Annotated in this window: 15 protein-coding genes; 4 read left to right on the top strand and 11 right to left on the bottom strand. The window is 71.1% G+C overall.

Features of this window, described 5'->3' with window-relative positions:
• Positions 1–71: 71 nt before the first annotated feature.
• The 5 genes from ACZ53N_RS00860 to ACZ53N_RS00840 all read right to left on the bottom strand — a co-directional run bounded on the left by ACZ53N_RS00860 (position 72) and on the right by ACZ53N_RS00840 (position 5,320).
• A complete protein-coding gene (locus tag ACZ53N_RS00860) occupies positions 72–407 on the bottom strand; it encodes a hypothetical protein (RefSeq protein WP_469138838.1) in 336 nt (111 codons plus the stop codon).
• Between the two features lie 28 nt (positions 408–435).
• Complete coding sequence (locus ACZ53N_RS00855; RefSeq protein WP_469138837.1) at positions 436–714, bottom strand: hypothetical protein; 279 nt, start codon at positions 712–714, stop codon at positions 436–438.
• A 209-nt stretch (positions 715–923) separates the two neighbouring features.
• Positions 924–3,641 (bottom strand): aconitate hydratase AcnA, encoded by a 2,718-nt coding sequence (acnA, locus tag ACZ53N_RS00850; protein WP_469138836.1) that lies wholly within the window; start codon positions 3,639–3,641, stop codon positions 924–926.
• 319 nt (positions 3,642–3,960) lie between these two features.
• Complete coding sequence (locus ACZ53N_RS00845; protein WP_130881728.1) at positions 3,961–4,323, bottom strand: GntR family transcriptional regulator; 363 nt, start codon at positions 4,321–4,323, stop codon at positions 3,961–3,963.
• 1 nt (position 4,324) lies between these two features.
• On the bottom strand, positions 4,325–5,320 hold the full coding sequence (locus tag ACZ53N_RS00840) for a hypothetical protein (protein ID WP_469138835.1): 996 nt from the start codon (positions 5,318–5,320) through the stop codon (positions 4,325–4,327).
• Positions 5,321–5,407: 87 nt separating this feature from the next.
• Between ACZ53N_RS00840 and ACZ53N_RS00835 the strand changes: the two genes are divergently transcribed.
• Together ACZ53N_RS00835 and ACZ53N_RS00830 are read left to right on the top strand one after the other, a co-directional pair.
• Complete coding sequence (locus ACZ53N_RS00835) at positions 5,408–6,937, top strand: helix-turn-helix domain-containing protein (protein WP_362208989.1); 1,530 nt, start codon at positions 5,408–5,410, stop codon at positions 6,935–6,937.
• Between the two features lie 55 nt (positions 6,938–6,992).
• Positions 6,993–7,169 (top strand): Rmf/CrpP fold protein, encoded by a 177-nt coding sequence (locus ACZ53N_RS00830; protein ID WP_469138834.1) that lies wholly within the window; start codon positions 6,993–6,995, stop codon positions 7,167–7,169.
• A 22-nt stretch (positions 7,170–7,191) separates the two neighbouring features.
• Here ACZ53N_RS00830 and ACZ53N_RS00825 read toward each other — a convergent pair whose 3' ends face one another.
• Positions 7,192–7,593 (bottom strand): RidA family protein, encoded by a 402-nt coding sequence (locus ACZ53N_RS00825; RefSeq protein WP_469138833.1) that lies wholly within the window; start codon positions 7,591–7,593, stop codon positions 7,192–7,194.
• Positions 7,590–8,765, bottom strand: a complete 1,176-nt coding sequence (locus ACZ53N_RS00820; protein ID WP_469138832.1) for an acyl-CoA dehydrogenase family protein — start codon at positions 8,763–8,765, stop codon at positions 7,590–7,592. The genes ACZ53N_RS00825 and ACZ53N_RS00820 overlap by 4 nt, the downstream gene beginning before the upstream one ends.
• A 139-nt stretch (positions 8,766–8,904) precedes the next feature.
• Here ACZ53N_RS00820 and ACZ53N_RS00815 point away from each other — a divergent pair, with 139 nt between their 5' ends.
• Together ACZ53N_RS00815 and ACZ53N_RS00810 are read left to right on the top strand one after the other, a co-directional pair.
• Entirely contained in the window at positions 8,905–10,545 is a 1,641-nt protein-coding gene (locus tag ACZ53N_RS00815; RefSeq protein ID WP_469138831.1) for an AMP-binding protein, read from the top strand.
• Entirely contained in the window at positions 10,538–11,398 is an 861-nt protein-coding gene (locus tag ACZ53N_RS00810; RefSeq protein WP_469138830.1) for a PaaX family transcriptional regulator, read from the top strand. The genes ACZ53N_RS00815 and ACZ53N_RS00810 overlap by 8 nt, the downstream gene beginning before the upstream one ends.
• 24 nt (positions 11,399–11,422) lie before the next feature.
• Here ACZ53N_RS00810 and ACZ53N_RS00805 read toward each other — a convergent pair whose 3' ends face one another.
• From ACZ53N_RS00805 to ACZ53N_RS00790, 4 genes are all read right to left on the bottom strand, one after another.
• Complete coding sequence (locus tag ACZ53N_RS00805) at positions 11,423–13,663, bottom strand: bifunctional salicylyl-CoA 5-hydroxylase/oxidoreductase (RefSeq protein ID WP_469139027.1); 2,241 nt, start codon at positions 13,661–13,663, stop codon at positions 11,423–11,425.
• 2 nt (positions 13,664–13,665) lie between these two features.
• Entirely contained in the window at positions 13,666–14,493 is an 828-nt protein-coding gene (locus ACZ53N_RS00800; RefSeq protein WP_469138829.1) for an enoyl-CoA hydratase family protein, read from the bottom strand.
• A 395-nt stretch (positions 14,494–14,888) separates the two neighbouring features.
• On the bottom strand, positions 14,889–15,890 hold the full coding sequence (gene argF / locus ACZ53N_RS00795) for an ornithine carbamoyltransferase (protein WP_469138828.1): 1,002 nt from the start codon (positions 15,888–15,890) through the stop codon (positions 14,889–14,891).
• Between the two features lie 133 nt (positions 15,891–16,023).
• Positions 16,024–17,256 (bottom strand): arginine deiminase, encoded by a 1,233-nt coding sequence (locus tag ACZ53N_RS00790; protein ID WP_469138827.1) that lies wholly within the window; start codon positions 17,254–17,256, stop codon positions 16,024–16,026.
• Positions 17,257–17,264 lie beyond the last annotated feature (8 nt).

Here is a 17,264-nt window from a genome sequence, read left to right as displayed (position 1 = left end):
CTGCGAAAGGGACGGGGAAGAGCCGGACGGCTCCGGCTCCTCCCCGAAGAAGTGCCCGACCGGCTAGCCGGTCAGTGGCTCGAGATCGCCGCGGGCATACAGGTCATGCTGGTCGTCGGGTTCGTGGACGGCAGGCCGAGCGAGCCGAGCAGGCCCGGCGTTCCCTGTCGGTCCACGGCCTGGCAGGACGACAGGGCCGTGGTGCCGTGGTCGCTCGGGGCGTGGGAGACCACACCGCCGCCCGACGACGTCGCGGAGCTGCTGCTGGAGGCGCCGGCACCGGCGCCCCCGCCGTCGCCCGGGTCCCCGAAGTTCAGAGGTGTGGCCACGATGCCCATCACGGTCCGCTCGGGCAGCACCTCGCCCGTGACGTTGTCGAGTTCCTCGAAGCTGATGGCGTTTTCCATTTCCGTACCCCTTCTCGTAAAGCGGCGGTCAGCGGCTGGTAATAGCCGCAGGAATACACGTGGTGCTGTAACCGGGGTTGCTGGAAGCCAGTCCCAGCGCGACGAGCAAGGGTGGGCTGTCGGCGTTCTGCCGGTACTGGCAGGCGTAGGCCACTGTGGTCCCGTGGTCCGTTTCCACCCGCGTCTGGAACACGGGCGGGTCGGCGCCCGAGGCGCCCGCCGGCAGCACAGTCGAAAGCGCGATCCGCCGGGGAAGCTCCTCACCGCAAAGCCGGTCGAGCTCCCCGTAGGTAACGGCGGATCCCATTGCTTTCCCTCCCTCTGGAACGACGGCTTCGCGTCGTTACGGCAGGGAGCCTAACCCGCATAGGAATGCGGTACACATCATCAATCCCCGGATCACCCGGACGTGTTGGGGTATGCCCCGTGCGAGTGGAGAGACGCCTTTTGGCACACGCGAAGGGCCGCACCCCGTACGAACGGGGTGCGGCCCTGTGAACGCCCTGTCGATACCGCTTACTTGCGGATCAGGGAGCGCAGCACGTACTGCATGATGCCGCCGTTGCGGTAGTAGTCCGCCTCGCCGGGGGTGTCGATGCGGACGACCGCGTCGAACTCGACACCGGTGTCGGTGGTGACCTTGACCGTGCGCGGCGTGGTGCCGTTGTTCAGCTCGGTCACACCGGTGAAGGTGAAGGTCTCCTCGCCCGTCAGGCCCAGGGACTCGGCCGAGGCGCCCTCGGGGAACTGCAGGGGCAGGACGCCCATGCCGATGAGGTTCGAGCGGTGGATGCGCTCGTAGGACTCGGCGATGACGGCCTTGACGCCGAGCAGCGCGGTGCCCTTGGCGGCCCAGTCGCGGGACGAGCCGGAGCCGTACTCCTTGCCGGCCAGGACGACCAGCGGGATGCCCTGGTCGATGTAGTTGCGCGAGGCATCGTAGATGAAGGAGACGGGGGCGTCTTCCTTCGTGAAGTCGCGGGTGAAGCCGCCCTCGGTGCCCGGCGCGATCTGGTTGCGCAGGCGGATGTTGGCGAACGTACCGCGGATCATGACCTCGTGGTTGCCGCGGCGCGAGCCGTAGCTGTTGAAGTCACGACGCTCGACACCGTGCTCGGTGAGGTACTTGCCGGCCGGGGTGTCGGCCTTGATGGCACCGGCCGGGGAGATGTGGTCGGTGGTGACCGAGTCGCCCAGCTTCGCCAGGACGCGGGCGCCGGCGATGTCGGAGACCGGGGTGGTCTCCATCGTCATGCCCTCGAAGTAGGGGGGCTTACGGACGTAGGTGGACTCGGTGTCCCACTCGAAGGTGTTGCCGGTCGGGATCGGCAGCGCCTGCCACTGGGCGTCGCCCGCGAAGACGTCCTGGTAGGACTTGTTGAACATGTCCTCGCCGATGGCGTTGGCCACGACGTCGTTGACCTCGGCCTCGGACGGCCAGATGTCCTTGAGGAAGACCGGGTTGCCGTCGGTGTCGGTGCCCAGGGCGTCCTTGGTGATGTCCACCTTCATGGAGCCGGCGAGGGCGTAGGCGACGACCAGCGGCGGGGACGCCAGGTAGTTCATCTTGACGTCGGGGTTGATCCGGCCCTCGAAGTTGCGGTTGCCGGAGAGCACCGAGGTGACGGCCAGGTCGTGCTCGTTGACGGCCTTGGAGACCTCCTCCGGCAGCGGGCCGGAGTTGCCGATGCAGGTGGTGCAGCCGTAGCCGACGAGGTTGAAGCCGACCTTGTCGAGGTAGGGGGTCAGGCCCGCCTTGTCGAAGTAGTCGGTGACGACCTTCGAGCCCGGGGCGAGGGTGGTCTTGACCCACGGCTTGCGGGTCAGGCCCTTCTCGACCGCCTTCTTGGCCACGAGCGCCGCGGCGACCATGACGTAGGGGTTCGAGGTGTTGGTGCAGGAGGTGATCGCGGCGACGGTGACGGCGCCGTGGTCGATCTCGTAGGTCGAGCCGTCGGCGGCGGTGACCTGGACCGGCTTCGACGGGGCGCCGTTCGGCGTGTTGGCCGGGGCGTCGGAGGCCGGGAAGGACTCCTTGCCCGCCTCGTCGACGTCGTCGACGTAGTTACGGACGTCCTGCGCGAACTGCGCGGCGGCGTTCGCCAGGACGATGCGGTCCTGCGGGCGCTTCGGGCCGGCAATGGAGGGGACGACCGTGGAGAGGTCCAGCTCGAGCTTCTCGGAGAAGTCCGGCTCGGCGGCCGGGTCCAGCCAGAGGCCCTGCTCCTTGGCGTACGCCTCGACGAGCGCGACCTGCTGCTCCGAGCGGCCGGTGAGCTTGAGGTACTTCAGCGTCTCGCCGTCGATCGGGAACATCGCGGCGGTGGAGCCGAACTCCGGCGACATGTTGCCGATGGTGGCGCGGTTGGCGAGGCTCGTCGCCGCCACACCCTCGCCGTAGAACTCGACGAACTTGCCGACGACGCCGTGCTTGCGCAGCATCTCGGTGATCGTGAGGACGAGGTCGGTGGCGGTGGTGCCGGCGGGGAGCTCACCGGTCAGCTTGAAGCCGACGACGCGCGGGATGAGCATGGAGACCGGCTGGCCCAGCATCGCGGCCTCGGCCTCGATGCCGCCGACGCCCCAGCCCAGCACGCCGAGGCCGTTGACCATGGTGGTGTGCGAGTCGGTGCCGACGAGGGTGTCGGGGTACGCCTGGCCGTTGCGGACCATGACGGTACGGGCCAGGTGCTCGATGTTCACCTGGTGGACGATGCCGGTGCCCGGGGGGACGACCTTGAAGTCGTCGAACGCGGTCTGGCCCCAGCGCAGGAACTGGTAGCGCTCCTTGTTGCGGCCGTACTCCAGCTCGACGTTCTGGCCGAAGGCGTCCTTCGTGCCGAACTTGTCGGCGATGACCGAGTGGTCGATGACCAGCTCGGCCGGGGAGAGCGGGTTGACCTTCGCCGGGTCGCCGCCGAGCTCCTTGACGGCCTCACGCATGGTGGCGAGGTCGACGACGCAGGGCACGCCGGTGAAGTCCTGCATGATCACGCGGGCCGGCGTGAACTGGATCTCCTGGCTGGGCTGGGCCTGCGAGTCCCAGTTGCCCAGCGCCCGGATGTGGTCGGCGGTGATGTTCGCGCCGTCCTCCGTGCGGAGCAGGTTCTCCAGCAGGACCTTCAGGCTGTAGGGCAGACGGGCGGAGCCCTCGACCTTGTCCAGCTTGAAGATCTCGTACGACTCGTCGCCCACCTGCAGCGTGCTGCGGGCGTCGAAGCTGTTCGCCGACACGACAGTCTCCTTCATGCATGAATTCGCGCGTACCACGGCCATCCTGCCGTCACAGCTCCACGCCGATCCGTTAAGGTGAACCTAAGTTAGGTATGCCTTACTGGCGCGGCAGCGGTACGCCTCTCGGCAGATATCTCGATGTCGAGATAACTCTAGTACATCGCTGCGGCACGGTCATGCCCTGATAGGCCGTGCGTGGCTGCCACGGGCAGTGATCTCACGAACATCAGAGGTCGTTCCCCTGTTCGAGTGAACGGCGTGCGGGCAGGTCCGCGACCCCTTCGACCTGGAGCTGGACACCTCGGAGCTCTGATCGCGGTCAGCGCCCCGCGAGCCCCGTCCTGACCAAGGACAGGACCTCCTCGTCGGAGAGCCCGAGGGTGCGGGCCTCGGCGATCAGGTGGCGGACGCCCTCGACGAGGCGGGCGCGGCCCGGGGAGGTGTCGCCGCCGGTGACCACCGCGCCGCGGCCGCGGCGCAGCTCGATGAGGTCCTCCTCGCGCAGGCGCTGGTAGCCCCGGAGCACGGTGTGGACGTTGACGCCGAGGGAGTCGGCGAGCGCGCGGGCGGCGGGGAGGCGTTCGCCGGGACGGACGGCGCCGTCGGCGATGGCTCCGCGCACGGCGGCGGCGATCTGGTCGCCGAGCGGCAGCGGGGAGGCGGGGTCGAGTCGGATCAGCACGTCAGCCCCCGTGGTGCGCGCGGTCGCGGGCGACCAGCGCGTTGAGCAGTGCGGCGGCCGTGGCCGCGTCGTCGACGGTGATCACGAACTCGCTTCCGGTGGTCAGCCGGGCCACGATCGCGTCGCCGGAGCGCAGCACGAGCCCGCTGCGGCCCGGGTGGACGCGGTAGCCCCAACCCCCCATGTCCTTCCAGGCGTTGATGTCCCGGCTGCTCGCCTCCTCGATACGGGCGAGCGGGACCCGCAGCCGGGGCCACGACAGCCAGGGCGCGGTGGCGGTCAGCCCGTGCCGGTCGACCGTGACGCGCGCGCCGGCCATGACAGACAGCAGAGCGCCGGGGATGAGCAGGGTGAGGGCCGAACCCCAGTCCGCGATGAGCGCGATCAGCACGCCCAGTGCGAGGAGTGCTGGTCCGCAGGCGAAGAGGGCGCGGGAACCGACGGTCCGCGTCCATGTCACGCTCTCCCCCTCACGGAGGTCGAGCCGGGGCGCGGCACCCGGGCCGTCGGCCGCATCGGACGCGACCGGAGCACTGCGGCCCGCCAGGAGCAGGCCGAGACCGGCGGCGACGGCGGCGACGGCCAGGGCCGCGCCGAGCTGCCAAGGGCCGAGCCGGGCATCCTCGGCGGAGCCGGCCCGCGCGTTCGCGACAACGAGATCGGTGAGCAAAAAGCCGCTGAACCCCGCGACCCCGTAGGCGATGGCGACGAGCACCCTCCCGTCCACCCGTCTGCCGCCCTCCGCCCAGGTCAACAGGACGAAGACGACGGCCGGCAGGAGCAGCAGGCCGAGGGCCGCGTAGGGAAAGACGTCGAGCGCGGTGAAGCCGTCGGCACGGCCCGCGCCGGCGAAGTGGGTGGCCATGGGATCGGGCAGATGGTCCCGTCGGCTGAGGAAGACCGTGAGGAACGTGGTGGCGCCGAGCAGATAGGGCGACGCCACGACGAACGGGCGGCGCCGGATCGCCGCAGGACGTACGGGCGCGTTCAGGGTCATGCGCACGCCCCCCTTTCAGTTGTTTGCATAGTAATAGAACAATGATCAATGGGGAAGGGATCTCATATCTGAGATACCGTCTGTCTCATGACAGACGCCTACCTCGCCCGCATCGGCAAGCTCATCCGTGACGCCCGTCAGCACCGGGGCTGGACGCAGTCGCAGCTCGCCGATGCCCTCGGGACCAGCCAGAGCGCGGTGAACCGCATCGAGCGGGGAAATCAGAACATCAGCCTTGATATGATCGCCCGCATCGGTGAGGCGCTGGACAGCGAGATCGTCTCCCTCGGCTACGCCGGTCCCATGCATCTGCGGGTCGTCGGCGGACGCCGGCTCTCCGGTGCCATCGACGTCAAGACCAGCAAGAACGCCTGTGTGGCCCTGCTGTGCGCGACCCTCCTCAACGCCGGCCGTACGACGCTGCGCCGCGTCGCCCGCATCGAGGAGGTCTACCGGATCCTCGAGGTGCTCGGCAGCATCGGCGTCAAGGCCCGCTGGATCAACGACGGCAACGACCTCGAGATCGTGCCGCCCGCCGAGCTGGACCTGGCCACGATGGACACCGAGGCCGCCCGCCGCACCCGTAGCGTGATCATGTTCCTCGGTCCGCTGCTGCACCGCATGGACCACTTCAAGATCCCCTACGCCGGCGGCTGTGACCTCGGCACCCGTACCGTCCAGCCGCACATGACGGCTCTGCGCCACTTCGGCCTGGAGATCACGGCCACGGACGGCACGTACCACGCGCAGGTCGACCGTTCGGTCGCACCCACCCGGGCGATCGTGCTGACCGAGCGGGGCGACACCGTCACCGAGAACGCCCTGCTGGCCGCCGCCCGCCACGAGGGCGTCACCGTCATCCGCAACGCCAGCTCCAACTACATGGTCCAGGACCTCTGCTTCTTCCTGGAGGAGCTCGGCGTGCGCGTCGAGGGCATCGGCACCACGACCCTCACCGTCCACGGCGTGGCCACCATCGACCGCGACGTCGACTACGCCCCCTCCGAGGACCCGGTCGAGGCGATGAGCCTGCTCGCCGCCGCCGTCGTGACGGAGTCGGAGCTCACGATCCGCCGCGTGCCGATCGAGTTCCTCGAGATCGAACTGGCCGTCCTGGAGGAGATGGGCCTCGACCACGAGCGCAGCCCGGAGTACCCGGCGGACAACGGCCGCACCCGGCTACTGGACCTGACGGTGCGCCCCTCCAAGCTGCGGGCACCGATCGACAAGATCCACCCGATGCCGTTCCCGGGCCTGAACATCGACAACGTCCCCTTCTTCGCGGCCATCGCCGCCACCGCCCAGGGCCAGAGCCTCATCCACGACTGGGTCTACGACAACCGCGCCATCTACCTCACCGACCTCAACCGCCTCGGCGCCGACGTCAAGCTCCTCGACCCGCACCGCGTCCTCGTCGAGGGCCCGACCCGCTGGCGCTCGGCCGAGATGATGTGCCCGCCGGCCCTGCGGCCCGCCGTGGTCGTCCTGCTGGCCATGATGGCCGCGGAAGGCACGTCGGTGCTGCGCAACGTCTATGTGATCAACCGGGGTTACGAGGACCTGGCGGAGCGGCTCAACTCGATCGGCGCGCAGATCGAGATCTTCCGCGACATCTGATCCCGCGGGTCACACTGATCCCACGGACCCAAATGTCGGTGGAGAGGTGGCCCTCGTGGCGGTGAACAAGGCCGAGCTGGTGGTGGCGCTCAAGGAAGGGCGGCTGGCGTACGAGCTGGGCGAGCAGGTGGCCGACTGTCCGTATCCGCCGGGCGATCCGCGGCGGGCGGCATGGCTGCGCGGCTGGGCCGCCGCCCGCGACGACCAGGAGGGTGGCGCGGGCGCGGGCTGAGCGCGCAGCGGTCCGGCGCGGGTCACGGCAGGACCGCGACCCCGTCCAGTTCGACCAGGGCCTCCTCGTCCCAGAGCCGGGTCGTGCCGATCACAGCCATGGCCGGATAGTCACGACTGGCCAGTCGGCGCCAGATCGCGCCCAGGTCGCGGGCGTGCGCGCGGTAGTCGCCGACGTCCGTGGCGTAGACGGTGACGCGCGCCAGGTGGTGCGGCTCGCCTCCGGCAGCGCGCAGGGCGGCGAGGAGGTTGGCCAGGGCCCGCTCGAATTGTTCCGGCAGGCCCTGACCGACGACCCTGCCGGCGCCGTCGAGGGCGGTCTGTCCGGCGAGGAAGACCAGTCGGCCGCCGGTGGCGGTGACGGCGTGGGAGAAGCCGGAGGGCGGGGAGAGTTCGGCGGGGTTGACACGTTCGAGGTCGCTCATCGGCCCGGCTCCCGGGTGCCCGTGGGTACGGTGGCGCCCTCCGCGGCCGCCCGGTACAGCTCCTTCGCGATGATCGTGCGCTGCACCTCCGTCGCGCCCTCGTAGATGCGCGGCGCCCGGACCTCGCGGTAGAGGTGTTCGAGGAGGTGGCCGCGTTCCAGGGCGCGGGCGCCGTGGATCTGCACGGCGGCGTCCACGACGTACTGCGCGGTCTCGGTGGCGAACAACTTGGCCATCGCCGAGCGGCCCGCCGTGCCGGGTTCCCCCGCGTCGTACGCCGCCGCGGCCGCGTGGACGAGCAGGGCGGCGGCCTCGGTGCGGGTCGCCATCTCGGCGAGCTGGTGGGAGACGGCCTGGAGGTTCTTCAACGGTCCACCGAACGCGTGGCGTCCGGCCGCGTGGGCCAGGGCGGCGCGGAGCGCGGACCTCGCCATGCCGACGGCGAAGGCGCCGACGCTCGGGCGGAAGAGGTCCAGGGTGCGCATGGCGACCCGGAAGCCGCCGCCGACCTCACCGATGACGTCGTCGGGACCGACGGGGACGGCGTCGAAGGTGAGGGTGCCGATGGGGTGCGGGCTGACCATGGCGAGCGGGCGGCCGCCGAGGCCGGGGCGGTCAGCGGGCACGAGGAAAGCGGTGACGCCACGGGCGCCGGGGGCCGGGCCGGTGCGGGCGAAGACGGTGTAGAGGTCGGCCTCGGGGGCGTTGGAGATCCAGCACTTCTCCCCCGTGAGCCGCCAGGCGGGCCCCGCGCGCTCCGCGCGCAGTTCGAGCGCCGCCGCGTCGGAACCCGCGCCGGGCTCACTGAGCGCGAACGCGGCGATCGCGTGCCCCGCCACCACCTCCGGCAGCCAGCGCGCCCGCTGCTCGGCCGTCCCCGCGTCCACGATCGGGTACGTGCCGAGGCCCTGGAGGGCGAGGGCCGTCTCGGCCTCCGTGGACTCCAGGGCGAGGGACTCGCGCAGCAGGCACAGGTCCATGGCCCGTACGGATCCGTCGGCGGGCAACAGCCGGGCCAGCAGGCCCAGTTCGCCGAGGGCCGCGACGAGGGGCCGGTTGACGCGGCCGGGCTCGCCCTTGTCCGCCAGGGGGCGCAGCCGTCCCGCGGCGAGCGCGCGCAGTTCGGCGCACCAATCACGCTGCCCCTCATCCAGTGCGAACGGTGTCGACACCGGGCACCCTCCTCTGTCGGTGATTATCGCGCTCTGTTGACTGCCGTCACCAAGTCGCTACGCTGGCAGCGGATCCGCATGGCTGGCAAGTCCCCCGTTCACCTCCATTTTTCCTCGGCGCTAGGGGGCGCAACCCGCGATGGAGCTCATGCCGTCGGCCCATGTCGACACCTTCCCGCGCGACCACTTACCACCCCGCGGACAGTGGCCGGACCTCCGCTTCGATCTGGCGGGGGCGCGTGGGCCGCGCTACCCCGACCGCCTCAACTGCGGTGTCGAGCTGCTGGACGCGACGGTGGCGCGGCTGGGCGCGGACCGGCCCGCCGTGCGGGACGGCGAGGGCGGCGTCTGGTCGTACGGCGAGCTGAACGCCCGGGTGAACCGGATCGCCCGCACGCTCACCGAGGACCTCGGGGTGGTCCCCGGCAACCGGGTCCTGTTACGGGGACCCACCACGCCCTGGCTGGCGGCCTGCTGGCTCGCGGTGATGAAGGCGGGGGCGGTGGCGGTGACGGTGCTGGCCGCGCAGCGCCCGCACGAACTCGCGACGATCTGCGAACTCGCGCGGGTGCGGCACGCGCTGTGCGACGCCCGGTCGCTCGACGACCTGGTCGCGGCCGGGGCCCCGGCCCTGGCGATCACACCCTTCGGCGGGGGCGACGGGGACGACCTGCTGCGGCTCGCGGCCAAAAAATCCATAGCGTACGCACCTGTCGAGACCTCCGCGGACGACGTCGCGCTCATCGCCTTCACCTCCGGTACGACCGGACGCCCCAAGGGCTGCATCCATTTCCACCGTGACGTGCTGGTCATGGCCGACACCTTCTCCGCGCAGGTCCTGCGGCCACGACCCGACGACGTCTTCGCGGGCAGCCCGCCGCTGGGCTTCACCTTCGGACTCGGCGGGCTGCTCGTCTTCCCGCTGCGCGCCGGGGCGCAGACCCTGCTCGCCGACTGGGGCGGCCCCCGGCGGCTGCTCGCCGACATCGAACGGCACCGTGTCTCGGTGCTGTTCACCGCGCCGACCGCCTACCGCGCGATGCTGGGCGAGCTCGGCGCGTACGACATCTCCTCGCTGCGCCGGTGCGTCTCCGCGGGCGAGCACCTGCCTGCCGCCCTCTGGTACGACTGGCAGCGCGCGACGGGGCTGCGCGTCATCAACGGCATAGGCGCCACCGAGATGCTTCACATCTTCATCTCCGCGGCCGACGAGGCGGCCCGGCCCGGTACGACCGGGCTGCCGGTGCCCGGTTACGAGGCGCGGGTGGTGGGCGCCGACGGCCGTCCGCTGCCGGACGGCGAACCGGGGCTGCTGGCCGTGCGCGGCCCGACCGGCTGCCGCTATCTGACGGACGAGCGTCAACGCGGCTACGTGCAGAACGGCTGGAATCTCACCGGGGACACCTACCTCCGGGACGAGGACGGCTACTTCCACTATGTGGCCCGCGCCGACGACATGATCATTTCGGCGGGGTACAACATCGCGGGCCCCGAGGTCGAGGAAGCGCTGTTACGCCATCCCGACGTCCTCGAAGCGGCCGTCGTCGGGCGGCCGGACAGCCGGCGCGGCGAGGTGGTCGTCGCGCACGTGGTGCTGCGAGCGGGGGTGCCGCGTACCGAGGAGACCGTCGCGGAGCTGCGGGAGTTCACCAAAAAGGAGATCGTTCCCTACAAGTGCCCTCGCGAGATCGAGTTCCTGGACGCCCTTCCCCGCACGCCCACCGGCAAACTCCAGCGCTTCAGGCTGCGCGCGGGCGCTTTACAGTTTCCCCGTGACTGACCAGCCGACTGACCAGCCGACAGACCCGCAGCCGTCCCACACCCCCCGGTCCCTCATCGTCACCTTCTACGGCGCGTACGGGCGCGGCAGTGCCGACGACCCGGCCGGTCCGGTACCGATCGCGGCCCTCATCCGGCTGCTCGGCGCCGTGGGTGTGGACTCCCCGTCGGTGCGGTCCGCCGTCTCCCGGCTCAAGCGCCGCGGACTGCTCGTCGCGGGCCGCACGGCGAACGGGGCGGCGGGCTACGGGCTGTCGGACGACGCCCGGGAGCTGCTGCGCGACGGCGACCGGCGGATCTACGGCCGCTCGCCGGCGCGGGCCGGGGAGGGGTGGTTGTTGGCCGTCTTCTCGGTTCCCGAGGAGGAGCGGCACAAGCGGCACCTGTTGCGCTCCCGGCTGACCAGACTGGGGTTCGGCACGGCGGCGCCCGGGGTGTGGATCGCCCCGGCGCACGTCCACGAGGAGACACGGCACACCCTGGAGCGGCTCGGACTGGACGCCTACGTCGACCTGTTCAAGGGCGGCCACCTCGGCTTCGACCCGACCCCCGAGGCGGTGGCCCGGTGGTGGGACCTGGACGCGCTGGCCACACAGCACCGCGCGTTCCTGGACGCGCACGAGCCCGTGCTGCGGCGCTGGGCGCGCCGGCGGACGCTGCCGCCGGAGGAGGCCTACCGCGACTACCTGTTCGCGCTGGACTCCTGGCGGCGGCTGCCGTACGCCGACCCGGGGCTGCCGGCCTCGCTGCTGCCGGACCGGTGGCCGGGCGGGCGGGCGGCCCGGGTGTTCGGCGCCCTGCACGCGCGGCTGCGGGACGCGGGCGAGCGGTTCGTCGCACCGGTCCTGGTATAGCCGGGCCGGTACCGGCGTGAGCGGTCAGGCGGTGCGTCCCGTCGGTGGTTTGCGGCTGCCCGCCCGGTACGGCTGCGGCCAGGGCGCGCCGGGACCGGTGTAGCCCTGGTCGGCCGCGGCGTGCAGGGTCCAGTTCGGGTCGTAGAGGTGCGGGCGGGCGAGGGCGCAGAGGTCCGCACGGCCCGCCAGGATCAGCGAATTGACGTCGTCCCAGGAGGAGATGGCGCCGACCGCGACGACGGGGACGCCCACCTCGTGGCGGATCCGGTCGGCGAAGGGCGTCTGGTACGAGCGGCCGTAGGCGGGCTTCTCGTCGGGGACGACCTGGCCGGTGGAGACGTCGATGGCGTCGGCGCCGTGGTCGGCGAAGGCTCGGGCGACGGCGACCGCGTCGTCGGCGGTGGTGCCGCCCGCGGCCCAGTCGGTCGCGGAGATGCGGACGGTCATGGGCCGCTCGGCGGGCCAGACGGCCCGTACGGCGTCGAAGACCTCCAGGGGGTAGCGCAGTCGGCCCTCGAGGTCACCGCCGTAGGCGTCGTCGCGCCGGTTGGTGAGGGGGGAAAGGAAGCCGGACAGCAGATAGCCGTGCGCGCAGTGCAGTTCGAGGAGGTCGAAACCCGCTCGGGCGGCGGACTCGGCAGAGCGCACGAACTGCTCGCGGACCTCGGCGAGTTCCGGTCCGGTGAGGGCCTTGGGGGTCTGGTTGACGCCGGGCCGGTAGGGCAGCGGGGACGCGGCGACGAGGGGCCAGTTGCCGTCGGGGAGCGGCTGGTCGATGCCCTCCCACATGAGCCGGGTGGAGCCCTTGCGGCCGGAGTGGCCGAGCTGGACGCCGATGGCGGTGCCGGGGGCCCGGGTGTGGACGAAGTCGGTGACGCGGCGCCAGGCGTCCTCGTGTTCCGGCGCGTACAGGCCCGTGCAGCCCGGGGTGATCCGGCCCTGCGGGCTGACGCAGACCATCTCGGTCATGACGAGCCCGGCGCCGCCGAGGGCCCGGGCGCCGAGGTGGACGAGGTGGAAGTCGTCCGGAGTGCCGTCGACGGCGGAGTACATGTCCATCGGGGAGACGACGACGCGGTTGCGCAGGGTCAGTTCGCGTAGCCGGAAAGGGGTGAACATCGGCGGTGTCGCGGGGGGTATGCCCGCCTCGCGCTCGACGGCGGCGACGAAGTCCGCGTCCCGCAGGCGGAGGTTTTCGTGGGTGACGCGGCGGCTGCGGGTGAGGAGGTTGAAGGCGAACCGGCGGGGCGGCTGGTCGACATGGACGGCGAGGTTCTCGAACCACTCCAGGCTGGCGCGGGCCGCGCGCTGGGTGGACGCCACCACCGGGCCCCGCTCGGCCTCGTAGGCGGCCAGGGCCTCGGCGACCGTGGGCCGGTCCGCCAGATGGGCAGTGAGGGCGAGGGCGTCCTCGACGGCGAGCTTGGTGCCGGAGCCGATGGAGAAGTGGGCGGTGTGGGCGGCGTCGCCGAGCAGCACGGTGTTCCCGTGGGACCAGCGTTCGTTGACGACGGTACGGAAGGCGGTCCAGGCGGAGTGGTTCGAGCGCAGGGTGCGCCCGCCGAGGAAGTCGGCGAAGTATTTGCCGCACTGCTCGATGGAGGCGTCCTCGTCACAGTGGTCGAGGCCGGCGCGCCGCCACACCTCTTCGCGCATCTCGACGATGACGGTGCTCGCATGGGGCGAAAAGGGGTAGCCGTGCAGCTGCATCAAACCGTGTTCGGTCTCGGCCAGCTCGAAGCGGAAGGCGTCCAGGGCGAAATCGGCGGCGAGCCAGATGTAGCGGCAGCGGTGCGTGGTGAGGGTGGGGCGGAAGGCATCGCGCTGGGCCTCGCGGGTACGGCTGTGCACCCCGTCGGCGGCGACGACGAGGTCGTGGGAGCGGGCCAGCTCGGCGGCGGGCGGCGCCTCGGCGGAGAAGTGCAGGGTCACGCCGAGGGCGCGGCAGCGCTCGTGGAGGATCTCCAGGAGCCGTCGGCGGCCGAGGGCGGCGAAGCCGTGACCGCCGGAGGTCAGCACGCGGCCGCGGTGGACGACGTCTATGTCGTCCCAGCGGACGTACTCCGCGCTCAGGGCGCGGTGGACGACGGGGTCGGCGCTCTCGATGCCGCCGAGGGTCTCGTCGGAGAGGACGACACCGAAACCGAAGGTGTCGTCGGGGGCGTTGCGCTCCCAGAGGGTGACCCGGTGCCCGGGGTCCTGACGTTTCAAGAGCGCGGCGGTGTAGAGACCGCCGGGCCCACCACCGATGACCGCGACCTTCATCGTCACCGCCCCTGCCATTTGGGGGGCCGCTTCTCGGTGAACGCGGCGTGGAATTCGGCGTAGTCGGCGCCGTTCATCAGCAGCGCCTGGGTCGCGGCGTCCAGCTCGATGGCGGCGGCGAGCGGCATGTCGAGTTCCGCGGTGAGCAGGGCCTTGGTCTGGGCGTGGGCGAGGGCGGGGCCGTCGGCGAGGCGCCGGGCGAGCGCCTGCGCCGCGGCGGCCGCCTCGCCCTCGTCGGCCAACTGGCTGATGAGGCCGATGCGTTCGGCCTCGGGGGCACGGACGGTCTCGCCGAGCATCAGCAGCCGGGTGGCGTGGCCGAGGCCGACGACGCGGGGCAGCAGATAGGCGGCGCCCATGTCGCCGCCGGAGAGGCCGACCTTGGTGAAGAGGAAGGCGAAGCGGGCGGTCGGGTCGGCGACACGGAAGTCGGCGGCGAGCGCGAGGACGGCACCGGCGCCCGCCGCGACCCCGTGGACGGCGGCGACCACCGGGAAGGGGCACTCGCGCAGGGCCCGCACGACCTGGCCGGTCATGCGATTGAAGTCGAGTAACTGGCCGGTGTCCATGGCCAGGGTGGCGCCGATGATCTCGTCGACGTCACCGCCGGAACAGAAGCCGCGGCCCTCACCGCCGAGCACGAGGGCCCGTACGGAACCGTCGCGGGCCAGCTCGGGCAGGAGGTCGCGGAGGTCGGCGTAGGCGCCGAAGGTCAGGGCGTTGAGCTTGTCGGGCCGGGCGAGGGTGACGGTCGCGACGCCCGCGTCGAGAGTCAGGCGCAGGTGCCGCCATTCCTCGGTGCGGTGCGCGGAGCCGGTGAACGGACTCATGGAGCACGGCCTCCTTCAGCCGGTGGCTGGTGCGTGCCTGCCCGGCGAAGTTATCACCGGTGCGTGACCGTCGTCACGAGTGCGCGATAAGCATGGGCCGGGAGACGGCAAGGGCCGACGGCGGGGACGGCAAGGGCCCGGCACCCCCGTGAGCGGGGTGCCGGGCCCTTGCCGGTGGCGGGGCGAGGCCGGGTGGCGGATCACCTGAGCGGGCGCTACGGGCCCGCGCGGCGGTGACCTCAGGCGCCGGACGGGCCGTCATCGGCTGAGCCCGGCCACATCAAGCCCGCTGGGGGCACCTCCCAGCGGAAGCCGGGGGAGATTGAACGCATCCGCAGGGCGCCCGCCGCCACAGGCGGGCACAGGTTCAGCAGCCGAAGACCGCCGGCCAGGCCCTAGTCGCCCAGGGTCGCGACCAGCACCGCCTTGATCGTGTGCATCCTGTTCTCGGCCTCGTCGAAGACGACGGAGTGGACCGACTCGAAGACCTCGTCGGTCACCTCCAGCGAGGTCAGCCCGTGGCGCTCGTGGATCTCCCGGGCGACCGAGGTGCCGAGGTCGTGGAAGGCGGGCAGGCAGTGCAGGAACTTCACCGCCGGATTGCCGGTCGCGCGCAGCACGTCCATGGTGACCGCGTACGGGGCGAGCAGCGCGATCCGGGCGTCCCACACCTCTTTGGGCTCCCCCATCGACACCCACACGTCGGTGGCGACGAAGTCGGCACCTCGCACGCCTTCGGCGACGTCCGCCGTCAGCGTGATGCGGGCGCCGCTCGCCTCGGCGAGGCGCCGCGCCTCGGCGATGACCTCCGGCGCCGGCCAGAGCTCCTCGGGGGCCACGATGCGTACGTCCATGCCGAGGAGGGCGCCGGTGACCAGGTAGGAGTTGCCCATGTTGTACCGGGCGTCGCCGAGGTAGGCGAAGGCGACGTGCTCCAGCGACTTGGCGGTGTGCTCGCTCATGGTGAGCACGTCGGCGAGCATCTGGGTGGGGTGCCACTCGTCGGTCAGGCCGTTGAAGACCGGCACCCCGGCGTGCGCGGCCAACTCCTCGACGATTTCCTGGCCGTGGCCGCGGTACTCGATACCGTCGAACATCCGGCCGAGCACCCGTGCGGTGTCCTTGACGGACTCCTTGTGTCCGACCTGGGAGCCCGCGGGGTCCAGATAGGTCGTCCGGGCACCCTGGTCCGCGGCGGCCACCTCGAAGGCGCAGCGGGTGCGGGTCGAGGTCTTCTCGAAGACGAGCGCGATGTTCCGGCCCCGCAGCCGCGGCTCCTCGGTGCCCGCGAGCTTGGCCGCCTTGAGTTCCGCGGCCAGCTCGATCAGGCCGTGGAACTCCTCCGCGGTGAAGTCCGTCTCCTTGAGGAAGTGCCGGCCCTTGAGGTCTGTCGCCATGGGGTGGGCTCCTAGTCACGACTACAGGGGAAAATCGGAACTATATACGATCCATCGCATCACTATGCATGGTGTCCTACTGTGTGATGGACCACGCGTGAGGGCCACGGGCTCCTCAGGGCCACGCGCCTCCTCAGCGCGAGGACACCGCGTCCCGCTCGACCGGGCAGCTCATACAGCGCGGGCCGCCCCTGCCCCGGCCCAGCTCGCTGCCCGGGATCGTGATGACCTCCACTCCATGTTTGCGCAGAAACGTATTGGTCGTCGCGTTGCGCTCGTACGCGACCACCACTCCCGGCTCGATCGCCAGCACATTGCAGCCGTCGTCCCACTGCTCGCGCTCCGCCGCGTGCACGTCCTGGGTCGCGGTGAGCACCCGGATGTCGTCGAGCCCGAGGGCGGCGGCGATCGCGCGGTGCATGTGCTCCGGCGGGTGGTCGGTGACCTTCAGCTCGTTCTCGTTCACCCCGGGTTCGATCGTGTACGAGCGGAGCATGCCCAGCCCCGCGTACTGCGTGAAGGTGTCGCCGTCGACCATCGTCATCACGGTGTCCAGATGCATGAAAGCCCGCGTCTTGGGCATGTCCAGCGCCACGATCGTGCGGGCCGACCCGGCCGCGAAGAGACCGCGGGCCAGCATCTCCACGGCCTGCGGGGTGGTCCGCTCACTCATGCCGATCAGCACCGCGCCCTCCCCGATGACGAGGACGTCGCCGCCCTCTATCGTCGACGGGTAGGCCGCCTGGCCCTCGGACCAGAGGTGGAAGCCGCCCCGGGCGAAGAGCGGGTGGTGACGGTAGACGGCCTCGTAGTGCACGGTCTCGTGCCAACGGGCGGGCCAGCGCATGGCGTTGATGCACACCCCGTCGTACACCCAGGCCGAGGTGTCGCGGGTGAAGAGGTGATTGGGCAGCGGATTGATCAGGAAGTCGTCGAGGTCCATGGCGTGGAAGCGCACGGAGACCGGCTCCGCGTGCCGCTCCAGGAACTCGCGCTTGGTCATGCCGCCGACGAGCGACGAGGTCAGCTCGGCGGCGGTCATCGCCTCGAACGCGGCTCTCAGATGGTCGGTGGCGAGCGGCCCGTACTCCTTCTCGTCGAAGACCCGGTCCAGCACGAGCGAACGCGCCGCCGGCACCACCAGGCTCTCCTGCAACAGGTCCTGGAAGAGATGCACCTCCACCCCGCGGTCGCGCAGCACGTCGGCGAAGCCGTCGTGCTCGGCGCGAGCGCGACGCACCCAGAGCACGTCGTCGAAGAGGAGGGCGTCCTTATTGGACGGGGTGAGCCGCTTCAGCTCCAGGTCGGGGCGGTGCACGATGACGCGGCGCAGCCGCCCGGCCTCGGAATCGACATGGAATCCCATCTCTCCAT

Source organism: Streptomyces sp. NPDC033229, assembly GCF_055576875.1.
Note: the sequence above shows the minus strand (reverse complement) of the source record. Positions and strands in the feature narration are given on the sequence as shown.

Coding starts and splice junctions, on each gene's coding strand:
- ACZ53N_RS00860 (WP_469138838.1), bottom strand. CDS start 407: ATGGAAAACGCCATCAGCTTCGAGGAACTCGACAACGTCACGGGCGAG.
- ACZ53N_RS00855 (WP_469138837.1), bottom strand. CDS start 714: ATGGGATCCGCCGTTACCTACGGGGAGCTCGACCGGCTTTGCGGTGAG.
- ACZ53N_RS00840 (WP_469138835.1), bottom strand. CDS start 5,320: ATGACCCTGAACGCGCCCGTACGTCCTGCGGCGATCCGGCGCCGCCCG.
- ACZ53N_RS00835 (WP_362208989.1), top strand. CDS start 5,408: ATGACAGACGCCTACCTCGCCCGCATCGGCAAGCTCATCCGTGACGCC.
- ACZ53N_RS00825 (WP_469138833.1), bottom strand. CDS start 7,593: ATGAGCGACCTCGAACGTGTCAACCCCGCCGAACTCTCCCCGCCCTCC.
- ACZ53N_RS00815 (WP_469138831.1), top strand. CDS start 8,905: ATGGAGCTCATGCCGTCGGCCCATGTCGACACCTTCCCGCGCGACCAC.
- ACZ53N_RS00805 (WP_469139027.1), bottom strand. CDS start 13,663: ATGAAGGTCGCGGTCATCGGTGGTGGGCCCGGCGGTCTCTACACCGCC.
- ACZ53N_RS00800 (WP_469138829.1), bottom strand. CDS start 14,493: ATGAGTCCGTTCACCGGCTCCGCGCACCGCACCGAGGAATGGCGGCAC.
- argF (WP_469138828.1), bottom strand. CDS start 15,890: ATGGCGACAGACCTCAAGGGCCGGCACTTCCTCAAGGAGACGGACTTC.
- ACZ53N_RS00790 (WP_469138827.1), bottom strand. CDS start 17,256: ATGGGATTCCATGTCGATTCCGAGGCCGGGCGGCTGCGCCGCGTCATC.